Source organism: Daejeonella sp., assembly GCF_030695525.1.
GTDB lineage: Bacteria > Bacteroidota > Bacteroidia > Sphingobacteriales > Sphingobacteriaceae > Daejeonella.
The window spans coordinates 1-15,889 of sequence record NZ_JAUYSS010000004.1; the positions used below are offsets into that span (position 1 = coordinate 1).

Consider the following 15,889-nt stretch of genomic DNA (forward strand, 5'->3'; position numbering starts at 1 on the left):
GGGATCCGATTTTATCGGATGACATGCATTTTTTTAGTATTGAGGAGATCCTGAATTCGTCAGGATCTTGCCCCAAAAAGCACCTGTAATGATACCACTCAGATTCCGGCGAAGGCCGGAATCTCCATATTCCACCCCTCGGATTGTCATTCCAGCAAAAGCTGGAACCTCCTAAATCTTTAGAAAATTCCATTTCAAGCTTTCCCCGAATACTAGTGAATCAAACTGGCAATATCTGATATCATGCTCAAAATTGAATAAGGGTAGATTTAGAGAAGGAATTAATCAGTAAACACAAAAGCCCGGAATCTAAATTCCGGGCTTTTAAAATTCATGGTACAAAAAGGATTATTCAACATAGAATGTACCTTTCATCAAGGCAGAGTGTCCGGGGAAAGTACAGATAAACTCATATACACCCTTAGCTGGGGCTACAAACTCAATAGTATCAGTTTGACCACCACCAATCAGTTTTGTATGTACAATCACCTCTGTTGCGCCGGCAGGAATATAATCTGTGTCTTTCGCCTGCATAGCTTTAGCTGCGAAGTCAGAAACTATTGTTCCCTGTGTAAGCAATGCCCAATTATGGCCCATAGCTTCTTTTGCCAGTTTACCGGTATGATTCAATGTTATTTTAACAGTTTGACCTTCTTTAACTTTAATCTCAGCAAGATCAAATTTCATATCATCACCAGCATTAATGGTGATTGAAACTTCTTTTGCAACAACTTCAGCCGGGCTTTCCTGAGTTAAGGTTTCGGTACCCTCAGATTTTTCAGTGTTACTGTTGCATGCTGTGAATGCAAATAATGCCACTAGGGCAAACAGACTTAGCTTTTTCATAAATTTATTTTGTTTATTAATTGAATTAATTAAACAAAAGTAAATCCAATTATGCTGTCTTTGATCTGCTGAATGTCAATTTAATTAATACAAATGTTGCATTAATTCTCACATTCCATCGGTACAAACCTAAACCTTGCAGTTTGAAAATCGATTGGTTTTCCCTTTACAAAATAGGACTGACCTATCTGGGTTATAATTTCACCAATACCCAGAACTAAATTATCCCCTTCTTTCAATAAAGCCAATGGATTTTTAAATCCTACTTTATAGATTGAACCACTGGTATGGGTATAATCTACAAAGAGTGTATCTCCTCTGAAATTACCCTCAATAGTGCCCACATTACTTCCCTTTTCCAGAGCATTGGGTTTTAATTCGCCATACTTAATAGTTAAATCTCCGGTGACCTTGCCACTTGTATCAGTCTGAGTATTCAGGTAGGCTGTATCAGTTTCAAAGACTGCAATATAACAGGCATTCACAATTGCTGTGGAATCAGCACTTGCTTCCTGATTATTGTTAGCCCCCTGATTACAGCTATAAAGAAATAGAGTAGCAATAAAAGAGAATAAAATAAATGTCTTTTTCATAATTTTTGGGTAATAAGTTAATAATAAAATAAACTAAAAGTTAAATTCGGATAATTCTAATAAGCATAAATATACGCTTAAAAATTTTAATTGTGCCAAATCTTGCCCTATTAACAATTTGTTAATGCTTCTTTTATAATTCAATTGCTAATTTCAGGTGAAATTATGTTTATTTATCATACTCCATTAATTTTTTTTTAGAGCTTACCAAAATGAAAAAGCCCATAACTCTACTATTTTTAATCACCCTTACTAATTACCTCTTCCCTGGTTTTGCTTTGGGCTCTATAGGCTCTTCAGGAACTGTTAAAGACAGTGTAATTAATGATTTTGTATTAACTGAATCCATTCAATGCGAAGGACTCTACGCTATGCATTTACAGGGCATCAGTACCGATAAGAAAAGTAATATTTATTGGAGTTTTACAAATGAACTGGTAAGAACAAATCTAAAAGGCCAGGTCCTTAATCGGATAAAGGTTTTAAATCATCATGGGGATCTGTGTTATGAGAAAGGAAAAGTGTATGTAGCGGTTAACCTGGGTAAATTTAATGAGCCGGCGGGTAAGGAAGATTCCTGGGTTTTTGTATATGATGCAGACAACTTAAAGGAACTTAAGAGGATTAAGGTACCTGAATTAGTACATGGTGCAGGGGGCATTTCTTTTCTCAAAGGGAAGTTCTATGTTGTTGGTGGCTTACCGGTCGGCTTTACTGAAAATTATGTGTACGAATACGATAAAAATTTTAATTTCCTCAAGCGGCACGTGATCGAAAGCGGTTATACCCGGCTGGGGATACAAACAATAGAGCATTATTCAGGACAATGGTGGTTTGGCTGTTATGGCAATCCGAAATTGATTAAAACGGACAGGAATTTTCAAATTCTGGATAAAAGTGATTTTGATGCATCACTTGGAATCGCAGGATACTCTAAGAAAAAGTTGTTCATAAGCACCAGCAAAGCGAATGCAGATAAATTGCATACGGGTACATTGAGGGTTTATCAGAGGTAATCCGGGATTTGGGATATTGGACAAATATTTTTCATGAATTAACGTGAGTTCGATATAAGTAAGGGTGAAAAATACGGTTATAATTGATCTGATAAGGCTTTGGAGCCGAAATAATTGATTTTGGAAAGCAGAACCTCTGTGTTATAGCTTAGTTCAGCCCTTTCCTCCGGAGTATTTCCGGCAAGAAATCGCTTTCCATTTCAAATTACGAATAGCCGGAAGATACCTCCTTCGGCAAGGTTTATTTTATCTGGTGCAATTTTTCATTGGGACTGGCAGCCCGGCAAAAGAACCACCGCCCCTGTCAAATAAACCCGGGTGGCAGCAGTAGCTTTTTGCCAGGCAGATTTTTATCTTACAAAGTACTTTATGGGCAAAAACTACTGCAGAACACGGGGCTTTCACGACCGAAGAATCACAGACCTTGCTTTCTAAAACAAAAGAAAATCAGTCAATCTAATGATTCTCACAAGATTTTATATTCGAACTCACGTTAAATTATTCTATTTTCCTATTACTACTTCCCTCTCCTTCCAATTAAATATATTTCATTTTTGTTCATTTTTTTTATCTTTAAAGGTATAAATGGAACAAATTCTACCTATACAACTGCGTACAAATTTCAAATCTGACAGCGATTTGGTTTCCCGGATTCTGGAACTCACCAATGCCAGTTATATTACAAATACAAGGCTTATTGAACGGGAGATTGAACATAACCATGATATTTATATCATTAATAATTACAGGAATGATCTGCTTGCATTTTTCATGGTCAATTTCGAACCCGTCATCGGAATCGATAGTTTTTATCTTGGCTTGAGTGCCTGCAGGGATGACCTGAAAGGAAATGGACTTGGCAAATCTTTATATTTAAATTTCTTAAAAGAATGCAGGGAGAAAGAAATCCTGGCTCAGAAAAAATTTCTGCTTTGGTGGACAACTGCCACTCCTATTGTATACTATTGGTTTAATAAATACGTATCTAAAGTACAGCCAGACATCAATGGAAATTATGATGAGCATGGTAAGAAAATGGTTGAATCGATCATAAAGGAGAAATTTCCTGAATTGGAAGTCGACAAATTGCATCCTTTTATCCTGCGTTCTGTTGCTGAAAACACAGTCTACTCTATCAGTGAACAACAAAGGTTAATAAAAGCAACTAAAAACCTTGGTATGGATGTATTTCAGCGCTTTAATCTGAAAGAAGAAAACGCAGATCGCTTTTTAATGTTTGGCTATGCCCCGGATTGATTCTTGTCAATGAACAAGGCAAGGGCGTAAGTATCCAGAATTAATCCTAAGCCCATATCTACCAGATAGGGATTGCTCGTTTTAACATTTGCTATAACTCCTGTCTTGTTTACTTTGCTACCCGATATCTGTACTGCTTGATTAAACAGATAAGCACATTGCAGGGTTGTTATATGATAGTTTTCTTTTAATTCAGCTATCATCCTGTCTTTAATACTTCGGTCATCCTCGTTCAGGAGTTGGGAAGCCCTGGATTTCAGATTCATGATTTTGCTTGAAAGGAATGCATTTATAACAGCTTCATCCTTTGTTAAGCTATAGTATGCCGTCAGGCAGGCTTCCTTTAATCCGGCATTAACAAGAGTGAAATCCTTCATCAGAAGCTCTTTAAGTTTTTTCTCCTTACTCTCAGAATGAACGGGAACAAATTTTTGAAGTCTGTTAATTTTCTGTTCAAATGGTGCCGGTTCAAAAATGGGTATAAGTCTTTTCTTTAATTCATCATTAAGTATATTGTCCAGTAATTCAAGTGCAAAAAGTCTGCTTTCGATATCCTGATTTTCCTCACTGGTAATTATCTCATATATAACCTGAATTGCAGAGGGATCATATAACACTTTCAGCAGTTCAAAAAGAACCCTGATTAACATATCGATATAGACTTTCAGTTCGGATTGCAATTCCGGATCATCGATTTCCTGCAGATCAAATTGTGCCGACATCGCCAGAATCAATTCATTGCCATATTTTTCACAAAGGTTCTCAAAGTAAAAAATATCGGCTGCATTAGGCTTTATACTGTCTTTATTATAAGCTGTTAATAGTTCATACTTTAATTGAAGATCTGATATTTCCCCTAAGTCCTTTAATAATTTCGTGGAAAACTTCTGTCGGCCGGCCCTTAAAAAATTAATCACAAGGAGCCTGTGAAAGAAGTTATCCGTTGAGTAATAGGATGATATAATTTTACGGTTTAAAAGTTCCTTGTCATCTGATTCAATATGATTTAAAGCCCTTGGGGAATAATTGACCAATTGACTTAGATCCCCGGTTTTTCTGGATTCAGAAATTGCATTCAGAGCTTTATTTAAGGCTTGAGATAAGGGATTCAGATCAGTGGAAGCATGGATACTTTCTGATTTTTCAAAATCACTTTCCCGCTTTTCTTTTATTTTAGAACCTGTATCTGATCGGATTTCTGTAAGATAAGTCCAGATTTTCTTCTTGTAATTCTCATGCAGTTTAAGACTTAATACAGCCCATGCCAGGAACAATACAAAACACACAGCAGATATTATACCCAGGAAAACCAATGGATCAAACCCCGCAAAAAGACCTGAAAATACAAGCAGCAAGATGCCCGAAATCACAGTAGCTACCTGATTTAAAACTCCTTCAATTGTGGCTTCAATTCTTAAGCGATCAGGACCAGTAACCTGGTATAAAACCTTAATTGCAGGAGTTGAAATCGCTTTTCTGATCACCCGTTCCCCAAATTTCGCCAAAAATATAAATGAGAGTATAAAAACGGGTTCCCCCTGAAACAATAAGCTTCCGGTTGTTGCAAAGATAAAACAGGACGTTAACAAAACAGGCAGCAGCAGAATTGAAAATTTTACACCTTGAGTACTTAATATATGACCGGAAAGAAAAGAAAACAAAAGCTCGCCAATCTTAACAATACTAAAGAAAAAGCCCAGAATTGTCGCAATTTCAATACCGCTGTATTCCGACATAAATCTGACAGAAATGAGGTAGGAATAATCTACAAAATAAATCGCTGATACTGAGAATACCGATACTATCGCAATCAGCACATAGAATTTTTCATTGCTAAAGAACGACAGATCCAGCTTTTTGAGTGCGGCTTTTGCTACCAAAATATGGTTTAGTTTTTCCTGATTTTCTGAGGCAAGCTTATATATGGGTATTAAAGCAGGAAGGATACAAGCGGAAGCAAGTAGTAACAAATAGTTGGGGCTACCGGTTAAGTCGCTGATTAGGGGTGCTGTCAGATAACCAATTATGGATGCAATGATTTCCCCTGTTCCAACCAGTGCCAATAAGCGCTTGCTTTGAGCCATATTGTACAAGCGAGCGCATATCGCAGAAAAACTAAGGGCAAATATGATCGTAAAGGGCATATTAAATAGAAAACCCAGATAGGCAAGATAAACAGCATATCCCGGGTTATCTCCCAATTTGCTGAATGCCATAAAAACACTTGCTGCTACAAGAAAAAATGCAATGACACTTTCCCTGTAACTATTGATTATCCCTCCCTTACGCTGCCGATGCTGATAAATCTTTATCAGTAGAACCCCTCCCAGGCCTGAAATAATATACGCATAAGGCAGGTTGGAAACACTTGCCTTTTGAATCAGAAATGTATTTACTGCAACAAAATAATAGGAAAGGCCAATACCGGTAATCAGCGACAAAAGGAATAGTGATCTAAACGATTTCTGTTCTTCAGGCCGAAGATTTATAACTCCCGATAATCCCTTAATAAGCGCCATAACTACTTACCTAAATTTGCTATAATTCGTGCTGTAAGTGTTCTGCCCGGTTGGGGAATCCTTGAGCTTTGTACACCACTGGCTGCCCTAACCCCCGGTGTCACGTAATCCAGATCCAGCAAATTATTAGTAATTAATTGGAGCATGATCATTTTGTTCACATTGTAACTTACCGCGCTGTTTAAAAGGGTATAACCAGGGGTTTTACTGAACGGGCTTCCACTGGTTGATGTATTTGCCCCTGTTGGTTTATCTCCTACAAAATTAGCCCTTAGGTTCAGGTTCAACTTGTCTTTGATGAATTTTGCATTTACACCAGCGTTCACAGAAAAATTAGAAATATCTCCTATTCTAACCTTTTGGCTTCCGACTGTACCTGCTGAAATTCTCGTCGGATCGAGAATTGAAAAATTAGCAAACAGGGATACTTTTTCCAAAAGTTTGGTTTCTCCCGCAAATTGTATTCCCTGAATATGAGATTTACCAATTGCCCGGAATTGTGTGGTTCTTAGCCCCATCGTATCGATATTTACAGTTCCAAGGGTATTACTGTAGGATGCATTGAAGTAAGCAATTTCAAAAAATGTCTGGCTGAATGGTGTAAAACGGGCTGAAACCTCCATATTTTTTACACGTTCAGGTTCTAATAATGGGTTATTCACCAATCGGGCAGAAGATGTTGCAAATTTATTATAGACTGATGCATCCAGGAAGGCCTCTGAATAAATGGATTTAAAAATGAACTTTCCCGGATAGTAAACTACAGACAATCTTGGATTAAATACGGTTCCGTAACCATAGATACTATTAATCCTGTTATTGTCCATTCTTCCGGCTGCACTAATGTTCAGCTTCCTTGCCCTATCCTGATAACTCAGTTGCCCATAGACTCCAATATCCATGATGGAATAATAATTTCCCCCTTTAATTCCATTTGCCGAAGTTCCGGTAGTAATTGGATCCTCAGTAGTAGAATTAACATAATCGCCCTGCAGAAGACCATTCCTTAACTCGACACCCAGGTTGAAATCTAATTTCTCGTTAATAACATAGTTCATCTTTGATTCTGACCTGAACTGCTTGGATTGCTGCGAGAAATAAGTGGGGAGAAAATATGGATTCCGGCCGCTTATTAAGTCCTGAAAAGCAATTCCGGCATTTGCGAATCCATAAAAACGCGTTATGACCGACTCCTTGCCGAAATCACTGGTACGGAAATAAGAAAAATTAGAAAAAGAAATCCGTTCAGATAGACTCTTATCGTATCTCACATAAAAATATTGCTGACGTACTTCCCAATGAGTCAATTCCTTACTGACTGCATAATACTTATCGATATAGATTGGGGCCACCCCTTCTGACCATTTTTGATACTCCAATCCGAATTTAAAATCACCAACACGAAGTTTTGCTGATAGATAATAGTTTTTTGCTTCGTCAGAATATTGGGTACCTATTCCATTATAGCCTTTATTGTAATTTGCCTGATCTAATGAATCGGCCCTGAAGATGGCTGCTGCAGTAGGAAGAATCTTTGTGCGGTCGGCATTTACTGTAAAATATCGTCTGCCAGGATCATTTGCTAAATATGCCGCTTCTCTTGCTGCAGTATAATCCTGTGTCAGAATAGTTTGATAACGATTGGGACCAAACTCATCTGCCGACCATTTACTATCCCAGTCTGGATAGGATGAAAGATCATGTTCATCGGTGTGATAGGCTCTTCCGGTAACAGCAAAGAACATATCCCTTCCCATTCCGGATACAGTTACATCCCCGAATTTTGTATTTAATGAGCCAAGACCACCATGGCCGGTCACAGCAATTCTTGAGCTTTTCTCGTTCGTGTTCCAGGCCCGCTCCTGCTTAAAATAATCCTCTTCATTTTTGGTGATAATATTGATAACACCCAAAAAGGCATTTGCACCATAGATTGTAGAGGCAGGTCCATAGATTATCTCTACCCTTTTGATATTGCTCAGTGCATACTGGCGACTGATAAAGGCTGAATTTGACCACATTTCATTATCTTCCACTCCATCTACAAGCAAGAGGGTCCGGTCAGTATTGGCCGCAGTCCGGTAGCCCCTCTGGTACATGTCAGAATAAGATAATCCAGAATTTCTGGAAATATCAAAACCCGGAAGGTCATGAAAAAGCTGTTCCACGTCAGTATAACCACGGTTAAGAATATCTTCATAGGTAATGATCTGAATGGTAGCAGGAGCCAGTTCAATGCTTTCAGCCTTTTTCGATACGGAGGAAGTTAATTTTGCCCGCATCTGCTGTCTGAGAAATAATACCTGGAGTCTGAAACGATCCGGATCCCGGGTATCTGCTTCGAAATTATCTTTTAAGAGCAAAAGATGTTCAATACTTTCATCTGCTTTTTCAACCGAATCTAATGCAAGATAAGACATGGACAAGAGGCGGTAAGCCTGTACTTTTTCACTATAGCTGAAGCCTTTCCCTGAGAGACAAGAATTTAATCTGTTTATACTTTCGTAAAACTTACCAATATTATACTGCCCTTCAGCGTCATTTAATACATTTATACCACATTCCTGGGCATTAGCTTTGCTAATAATCAAAACTACAACTATCAATAACAGCCTTAAACGTAATTTTATGATCATAATTAGTTTTTATCAGTGGTTAAAGATTTATAAATACCAGCCATTGAGGTATGCCATCCGATTATCCGCTTATCTTCACTTGCTGTGTAGAGGAATTTTCCATCACTTGTATATATAAGACTGTAAACCCATTTATTATGTCCTCTGAGTGTGAGGATATCTTCCGTATTTTTTGATGCCATAATTGCATCAACATCCATTAATTTGATGGTTTGGTCGCTGCTTGATGAGGCCAGTTGAAGGTTTCCATTAACTGATTTAAATTTCAGGTCATTAACAGAAGAGGCATGTGGAGTAAAACTAATTGCCGCATTTGCAGAATTAAGTTTACGAAGATAAATCCCGCCATCATAGGTTCCGGCAGCTAAAATATCATCTTCAGGGCTAAGCGCAATACTTGTGATCCTTGAATTCAGGGTGATTACGGATTCCGGGTTTTGAGGAATATTCTCTGAATTGCTATAAACAGAAGCCTTATTTCCGGAAACCAGATATAACTTACCGTCCCGGCTATAGGTCATTGTTGAAAAATTACCCCGCGTAAACCTGACTTGATTTCCAGAATTCCCGGTAAGATAAATACCCAAACCCTTATTGCTTAAGATTGCAAATTCAGTATTGTTTTTAAAGAGTGCTATTTTAGCTATTCCTTCAAAAGTAAAGCGGGAGCTCTCTTTAATAGAAGTGCCTCCTGAAGCAAAGTCTAACAGAATACCCTTGCCTGTGGAGGTCACCACAATAGCTTTTGAACCATCCGGCGAGGTACTTACTGAACGGGCTTCATCCTTAAGATCAAAGGACGACAATGGTTCAAGCAGGCCATTTTCAGCCTTCAACAGGTAAAGCATACCTGATTCGTCAATTGAAATTAACTGGTTCCCGGCCGGTCCTGGTGCGATACTTCTAACAGAAAATTTGTGGGAAGAGAATTGATTTTTATTCTGAATAGCTCCAATCCAGTTGAAATGTAATGCATTATAAATATCACTATTTTGAAGCGGCCCATTATTATCTGCATTAAGCCTGTAGGCATTTATTACATTTTTTCTGCTTTCTTCCTGCTTATTATCATTCAAAAGCATCATTGCTTCATAGGCAAGATTTCTTGCCTGTGCAATATCTTTTAATCTTGAAGAAATCAAAGTCTGCTCCTTCGCAATCCTTTCATTACTTATAGCAAGTTCAGTCTGTGTTTCTGCAATACCTTGTTGTTGCCTTGCTATTTCTGCATTTTGTTCAGAAATAACCCTCTGACGTTCTGCATATGCCTTTTGATCTTCTGCAATAAGTTTCTGAAGCAAAGCATTCCGCTCACTTTTTTTAGCGTTCTCCTGCTCAGTTTCAGCTATTGATTTCTGAATCAGGGCCTGCTTCGCACTCCTCTCAGCCTCAGCTTCACTTTTCTGTGCAATCAGTTTCTGATCTTCAGCAAGTTTCCTTTGTCTTTTTGCTTCCTCGCTTTCCTTCTCTGCCAAAACGGTTTGCTTGGTTGCCAGATTCCTTAATTCAAACGAATAAATAGCGAGCAGGAAGGCACCAAATGCAATGATAGAGATGATGATGGTAATTCTTCTTGCCCTCCTTAAACGTTCCTTCTGCATCCTTTCCTTAAAAAGCAATTCTTTATCGTTTTGCTCTTTGCTATGATCCAGATAAAGTATTGCCCTATCAAATAAATCATTGTAACGGGATGCCCAAACAGCATTAGGGGAATTTTCTTCCTTCCAGTTCCATGCAACCTGCAATTCAGGATCTCTTAACAAACCACCCTTTCCCGCTTCATATAGATCGGCAGCATCACATAAACGAAGATAAATTGAAGCAGATTGGTTCTCTTCTTCAACCCACAGAATGAGACGCTCCCAAACACGCATAATACTTTCGTGGGAGATATCTATTATCGAATCTTCTGTAAGTGGAACTCCGACGGGTGGCATCAAAAACCCCCTGCCCTTTTTCCTGAAAACCTCTATAACCTGAATTACCTGTTCGGGTTTGGCATTGGATAATAGACAAAGTTCAGAAAGACGGCTTGGCCGCCTTACCCCCCTTGAATCTGCCCCACGCTCCGTAAGTGCCCTGAAAACCGATTCGCAAATTTGCTTTAATTCGGGGGTATCCAATTCTGCATAGGCTTCTTCGGCATGCTGGGATAAGGCATGCTCCATGGTACCTATCTCATTGTAATCATCCAGATCGATTTCCTTTTCTGAAAAGGGTTCCGGGTTGTTTTTTTTATAAGCATCCCAGGTACGCATGAGTGCATGCTGCAGGATTGGTAACTGATCCGGATTATCCCCGACATCATTCAGGAGCTGATTTAATAAACGTGGACTAATGCTTGCTCCGCCAACCCCTACCGGTCCGACGATTGCTTCCCTGCGCTCTTCGCGGGTCATTCTCGGTACCAGGTATTGTCCTTCATTAATCGCTTCTGGAAGGCCTCTGAATTCGGTACAATCACCCAGAAAGTCTGAACGCATCGTAAAAACGACGTAGATTGGCAATTCACGCTGCTCAGTTGCTTTTAAAAGCAAATTGATAAAGGCTACTGAATCCCTTTTGCCTTCTTTAGCCTCCTTCTCAAATTTTATGAAACGGAATAGTTCCTCAAACTGGTCGACAAGAATCAGAAGATTGTTTTTTGGATCTATTCCTGATTGTGTAAAGGCATCTATAAGTCCGAAATTGCTTCTCCTAAGTACACTTTCATTAATAGAAGAATACATCTGTTCATCATCCGGCGACTCATAATTGTATAATATTCCATTTTGGGATAAAGCACGGGCAAGATTTCCAATAGGGTTAACACCGGGCCTTAATGAGCATATTTTCCAGTTAGAACCTGCCCCTGACATAAAACCGCTATGTAAAGAAGGGATCAGCCCGGATTTTACGAGGGAAGATTTTCCACTGCCGGATGTACCAATTACTGTTAAAAAGCGCTGTGTACGCAGCTTTTTGAGAAGTTCATCAACCTGCTTCTCGCGTCCGAAAAATAGAATATCCTCTTCTTCTTCGAATGCCCTGAGTCCCGGAAAGGGATTTTGTATTATATCATCTAACATAAACCAGGTTGATTATATTTTGGACAATAAGCTTTTTAATTTTTCTTCAGGCAGGCCATTGAGTGCATTAATTACTTCTGCATCAAGGGTTCTGAACCTTTGTTTTGACATACTATCTGGTGGTGCGATATAAATAGCTTTAAATGCGAGAGGCTTCGCCCTCCCGTAGCCATTTATCTTCAGGAAATCCCTGGTTTTTGACCTAAGCCAGAGTTCATTTGCATTACTGAAGAATATGATGGCTGCCGAACAGGTTTTAAGATTTTCAATATGATCTTCCCTGATTCCTGATTCATCACCTTCAAAAATAGGAATCACCACCTCGTAGCCATTGTCAAATAAAAAATCCTCTAGGGGACGTATCTCATCAATATCAGATAAATCGCATATTAAATAAATGATTTTAGATGATTCATCATAGATTTCTGGCTGTTCCTCCTCTTTTTTCACCTCCTTTTTCATCGAATTCAGCTTGTCAATCACCACACTCTTAAAATCCTCCAATGAACCCTGGACCAGATCAGCACCGGCTATTCCCTCCTTTCCTGAATTAAGCTTGTCGATGAAACTTATCTGGCGATCATCCCCGGGCTCACAGCCTTCCGGGATCCAAATAAACCGGGGTATGGAATTTGCGGCACTATAAGAGGCTGCAACATCATTCTGTATCTCAACAATGGACTTTTGTGCCCCTTCGGGTACAACACCGTAGTTCTCGCCCAGAAGATGAATAGACAGGACAGCTTCACTGAGATTGGAAATCAGACTCTCGTTTAAAGGTTTCGCAATAAGAGGCAGTTGTTTATCGGGAAGGATATGATAGCCATAGCCTTGAAGTTCCCGCTTTAAACTGTCGCGAAAATCCTGGGTATCATAACTGGATTCGGCAAGGAATACTTTATCGGCAGACTGTCCATTAGCCGTTATTGGACTTTGATTCGAACTTGTCGCGGCAAGAGGCAGCTCAAGACTTTCTAAAAAAGAGCTGATATCATGCGCAAGATCATCCAACTTTTCCCAGTATAATCTTTCTGTTTCATTGCCAAAAGCCTGAGAAAGTTCCTTCACCCGACCTGTACCAGGGTCGGTATTATAAAATTCGTAACCCAAAACACCAGAGATCTTTTCGGGATGCTGCTCAATGCGGACCGGTGTTTTGATCACCTTGAAAATCCGTGCTTTATTACTGACAGTGAATCCGATATTGGTCTGGCTGGTATTATAAAATTCATCAACTTCCCTGATGCACCATTCAGATTTGACATAACGCGGGGTAATGATTGAGATCATGATGGCGACTTTCGCAAACTGATCTACGATCTGTTTATCAAAAACATGATTTCCCTGAAGGGAATCATCCCTCCAGATTACAGGTCTTCTTCCTAATAACTGTGCTAAGCGTATGTCAAGCGCACGGTGAAATTCAGATATCCAGCCTTTTTGATTCTGGATGAGTGACTCATCGTCTATATGTGCATAACTAATGAATATATCTGTTGGGAATTGCATAGGTGCCGGCTCAGTTTGACTTATAAATTTGGCTCAATAAAGGCAGTAAAAGAAAGAGGTTAAGGTCTTTTTCTTTTTCTACTTCAGTTAGTTTATCATATGAAATTAGCTGATCATGGATCTTTAACACATCCTTTAAAACATAGCGTTCCGCCTTATCAGATACCAATGGCCCATATTTATAATTAAAAACCATTTTTTCGGCACTCCAGCGTTTATGCTCCATTGGAGCCAGCTTTGCGTAATAGCGGGTTATATTCTCAATGGTCAGGGGATCACAGCCTATTCGTTTAAGTGAACTGAATTTTAATCCAAGCTGCCGGGCGGCATATCGGTTTGAATCTTTTTTTCGATGAGTTAGTATATTCCATCTTTTTTCGACAGATAAACGGGAATAAAGAGAATTATAATGAATTCCTGTTTTTTCAGAAAGATGTTTTATCAATTGTTTTTGAATTGTCCGGTCAGTGATCTTTTCATCTTTCTCAGGCATTTCATGCAGCAAAGCCTCAAGCTCATTTATCAGGGTATCGGCATTATCCACTTTCCAGTGATCTTTCAATTCATATGAAAACTCGTATTTAATTGAGTAATAGTAATTTATAATTTTTGAAAGCTTGTCAATCAATTCGGTTTGTTCAAGCAGGTTACGAGTGGTACACGTATCACTGATCAGGTGAAATAGCTGAATATTTAAACGTTTACTGAATACAAAGCTGGCATTTGTTTTAGGATCCCTGTTTGAGTCTAAGAGTTCTGTTATTCCGGCATCTTCAGGCAAACAGAGTATGATTGGGATCTGGGAAATGCTTAGTGTTTGATTGTACAAAAACTGACGTAGATTTGCTGAACTGCTGAGCAATTCAGAATCACTATTCCCAAACATATAGACCACTTTAACCTTACTGAGTTTTTCTATATCCTTTTTAGACCATGCGAAATTGGCATAGAAACTTCCATTCAATAATTTAACAGGATTTAGATCAATAAATTCGGAATGGAATGGGTATTTATAATTAAACTCATTGTAATAGGTATCTGCATCTTTATCAATCAGGTAAATTTTTAGATTATTCAATTCGGGATAATGGCTTAAAATGATATTTTCAAGCAAAAACTCTTCAGCCGACTGATTATATCCAATAATTGCAATGGCATTTTCATCATCCTTTTCAGGATTAAGGTATTCGTGTGGAGGATACTGATCATAGATCATACGGGCGGCCAGTTGGGAAACATTAAAGGTTTCCAGATCATATTCCTCATCCTGATTGTGAATATCCAGATAGTCTTTAAGAATGTTTATATTATTGTTATCAGTAATATGCAACAGGATCTTTAATGAATCATGAGTTTCCTTTTTCTGACGGAAGAACAATACTTCATTAGCAATTTCCATATTTTCCTGATCTGAATCACCACAGATAATACAGGTTTTAGCCAGAGCCAATGCGGCATCATTGATCACATTTCCATCTGAACCATTTCCGATAATAATCAAACCTCCTAACTCTTTTATTTGATAAATGAAATTATTCTCCTTATCACTTTCAACGATAACAACTTTATGTCCTCCTTCTAGCAATTCCTTAACAAGCTTATGACCAATCTCATTAAGCGAAAAAACAACAATATGATCTTTATAGGTAAATCTGATCCGGGCGATTACAAAAGCATTGTGTACCTGATCAAATACCAATGAAAATACTCCAAGACCGAATAGAATTGCAGCAAGGTATTGTGCAATTAAAAGGAAGGTGCTGCCTGGAACAGGATCCGCATTGCCCATAAGAAACAGGCATATTGTAGAGTATATTGCGGCAAAAAAGTTGAAATTTTCACCTGTAGTCTCCTTAAAACCAAGGATTCCCAATACAAACACCAGTAAAACAGATAAAACAATGAGTACAAGCTTTATTTTTTCTAGTTTACTGTTTGATTTAGAACCCATACCTTGATTTTTTATTAAAAATGCAAAAAGCTAATGTTTTTATGAAATAATATAGGAGGAAATTTTCAGATCCCATTTTCCGGGGAATCAAGCCATGTTATCGCTTGCTTTAAACAATTTAACCATTGCATTTATTCAAATTTTTGATAATTTTAATATAAATATTCCTGAATTTTTAATTGAATTAAGGTCTCAACCTTCAGATTATGTTTTATCAAAAGAAGAACAGTCTAAAAACAAACTCCGGTAACAGCTCTGCATCCGAATCCATAGCCTTAAGAAAAGGGTTTTCATTTCCGGCTGTCCCTGCATTACAAAGACAGGAAACAGAGGAGGAATTACAAATGAAAAAAATCCCTGCTCAACTCATGGAGGAAGAAGAACCTTTGCAGGGAAAATTTGATACCATACAAAAAGTAGAAGAAGAAGAACCTTTGCAGGGAAAATTTGACACCATACAAAAAGTTGAAGAGGAAGAGCCTTTGCAGGGAAAA

At 38.4% G+C, this 15,889-nt stretch carries 10 protein-coding genes; 3 read left to right on the top strand and 7 right to left on the bottom strand.

Translation table 11 applies throughout. The features are described from left to right. Positions 1-348: 348 nt before the first annotated feature. Both azu and Q8S11_RS00185 read right to left on the bottom strand, forming a co-directional pair. Positions 349-846 (bottom strand): azurin, encoded by a 498-nt coding sequence (azu, locus tag Q8S11_RS00180; RefSeq protein ID WP_305660050.1) that lies wholly within the window; start codon positions 844-846, stop codon positions 349-351. A gap of 101 nt (positions 847-947) precedes the next feature. Beyond that, positions 948-1,439: a hypothetical protein gene (locus tag Q8S11_RS00185; protein WP_305660051.1), complete on the bottom strand. Its 492-nt coding sequence runs from the start codon at positions 1,437-1,439 to the stop codon at positions 948-950. 212 nt (positions 1,440-1,651) lie between these two features. Between Q8S11_RS00185 and Q8S11_RS00190 the strand changes: the two genes are divergently transcribed. After that, on the top strand, positions 1,652-2,455 hold the full coding sequence (locus tag Q8S11_RS00190) for a hypothetical protein (protein WP_305660052.1): 804 nt from the start codon (positions 1,652-1,654) through the stop codon (positions 2,453-2,455). Between the two features lie 585 nt (positions 2,456-3,040). Beyond that, the gene (locus Q8S11_RS00195) at positions 3,041-3,712 is read left to right on the top strand and encodes a hypothetical protein (protein ID WP_305660053.1); all 672 of its coding nucleotides are present in this window, start codon (positions 3,041-3,043) and stop codon (positions 3,710-3,712) included. Here Q8S11_RS00195 and Q8S11_RS00200 read toward each other — a convergent pair. From Q8S11_RS00200 to Q8S11_RS00220, 5 genes are read right to left on the bottom strand one after another with little or no spacing between them, the layout of a single operon-like run. Then, a complete protein-coding gene (locus Q8S11_RS00200; protein WP_305660054.1) occupies positions 3,697-6,231 on the bottom strand; it encodes an MFS transporter in 2,535 nt (844 codons plus the stop codon). The two genes, Q8S11_RS00195 and Q8S11_RS00200, sit on opposite strands and share 16 nt — an antisense overlap. A 2-nt stretch (positions 6,232-6,233) precedes the next feature. Continuing rightward, positions 6,234-8,867, bottom strand: a complete 2,634-nt coding sequence (locus tag Q8S11_RS00205) for a TonB-dependent siderophore receptor (protein ID WP_305660055.1) — start codon at positions 8,865-8,867, stop codon at positions 6,234-6,236. A gap of 2 nt (positions 8,868-8,869) precedes the next feature. Continuing rightward, positions 8,870-11,935: a hypothetical protein gene (locus Q8S11_RS00210; RefSeq protein ID WP_305660056.1), complete on the bottom strand. Its 3,066-nt coding sequence runs from the start codon at positions 11,933-11,935 to the stop codon at positions 8,870-8,872. 12 nt (positions 11,936-11,947) lie between these two features. After that, positions 11,948-13,444 (bottom strand): toll/interleukin-1 receptor domain-containing protein, encoded by a 1,497-nt coding sequence (locus Q8S11_RS00215; protein WP_305660057.1) that lies wholly within the window; start codon positions 13,442-13,444, stop codon positions 11,948-11,950. Positions 13,445-13,454: 10 nt separating this feature from the next. Continuing rightward, on the bottom strand, positions 13,455-15,395 hold the full coding sequence (locus tag Q8S11_RS00220; RefSeq protein WP_305660058.1) for an NAD-binding protein: 1,941 nt from the start codon (positions 15,393-15,395) through the stop codon (positions 13,455-13,457). 206 nt (positions 15,396-15,601) lie between these two features. On the opposite strand from Q8S11_RS00220, the gene Q8S11_RS00225 reads away from it, so the two are divergent. Then, a partial coding sequence (locus Q8S11_RS00225; protein WP_305660059.1) for a hypothetical protein occupies positions 15,602-15,889 on the top strand: 288 nt, incomplete at its 3' end.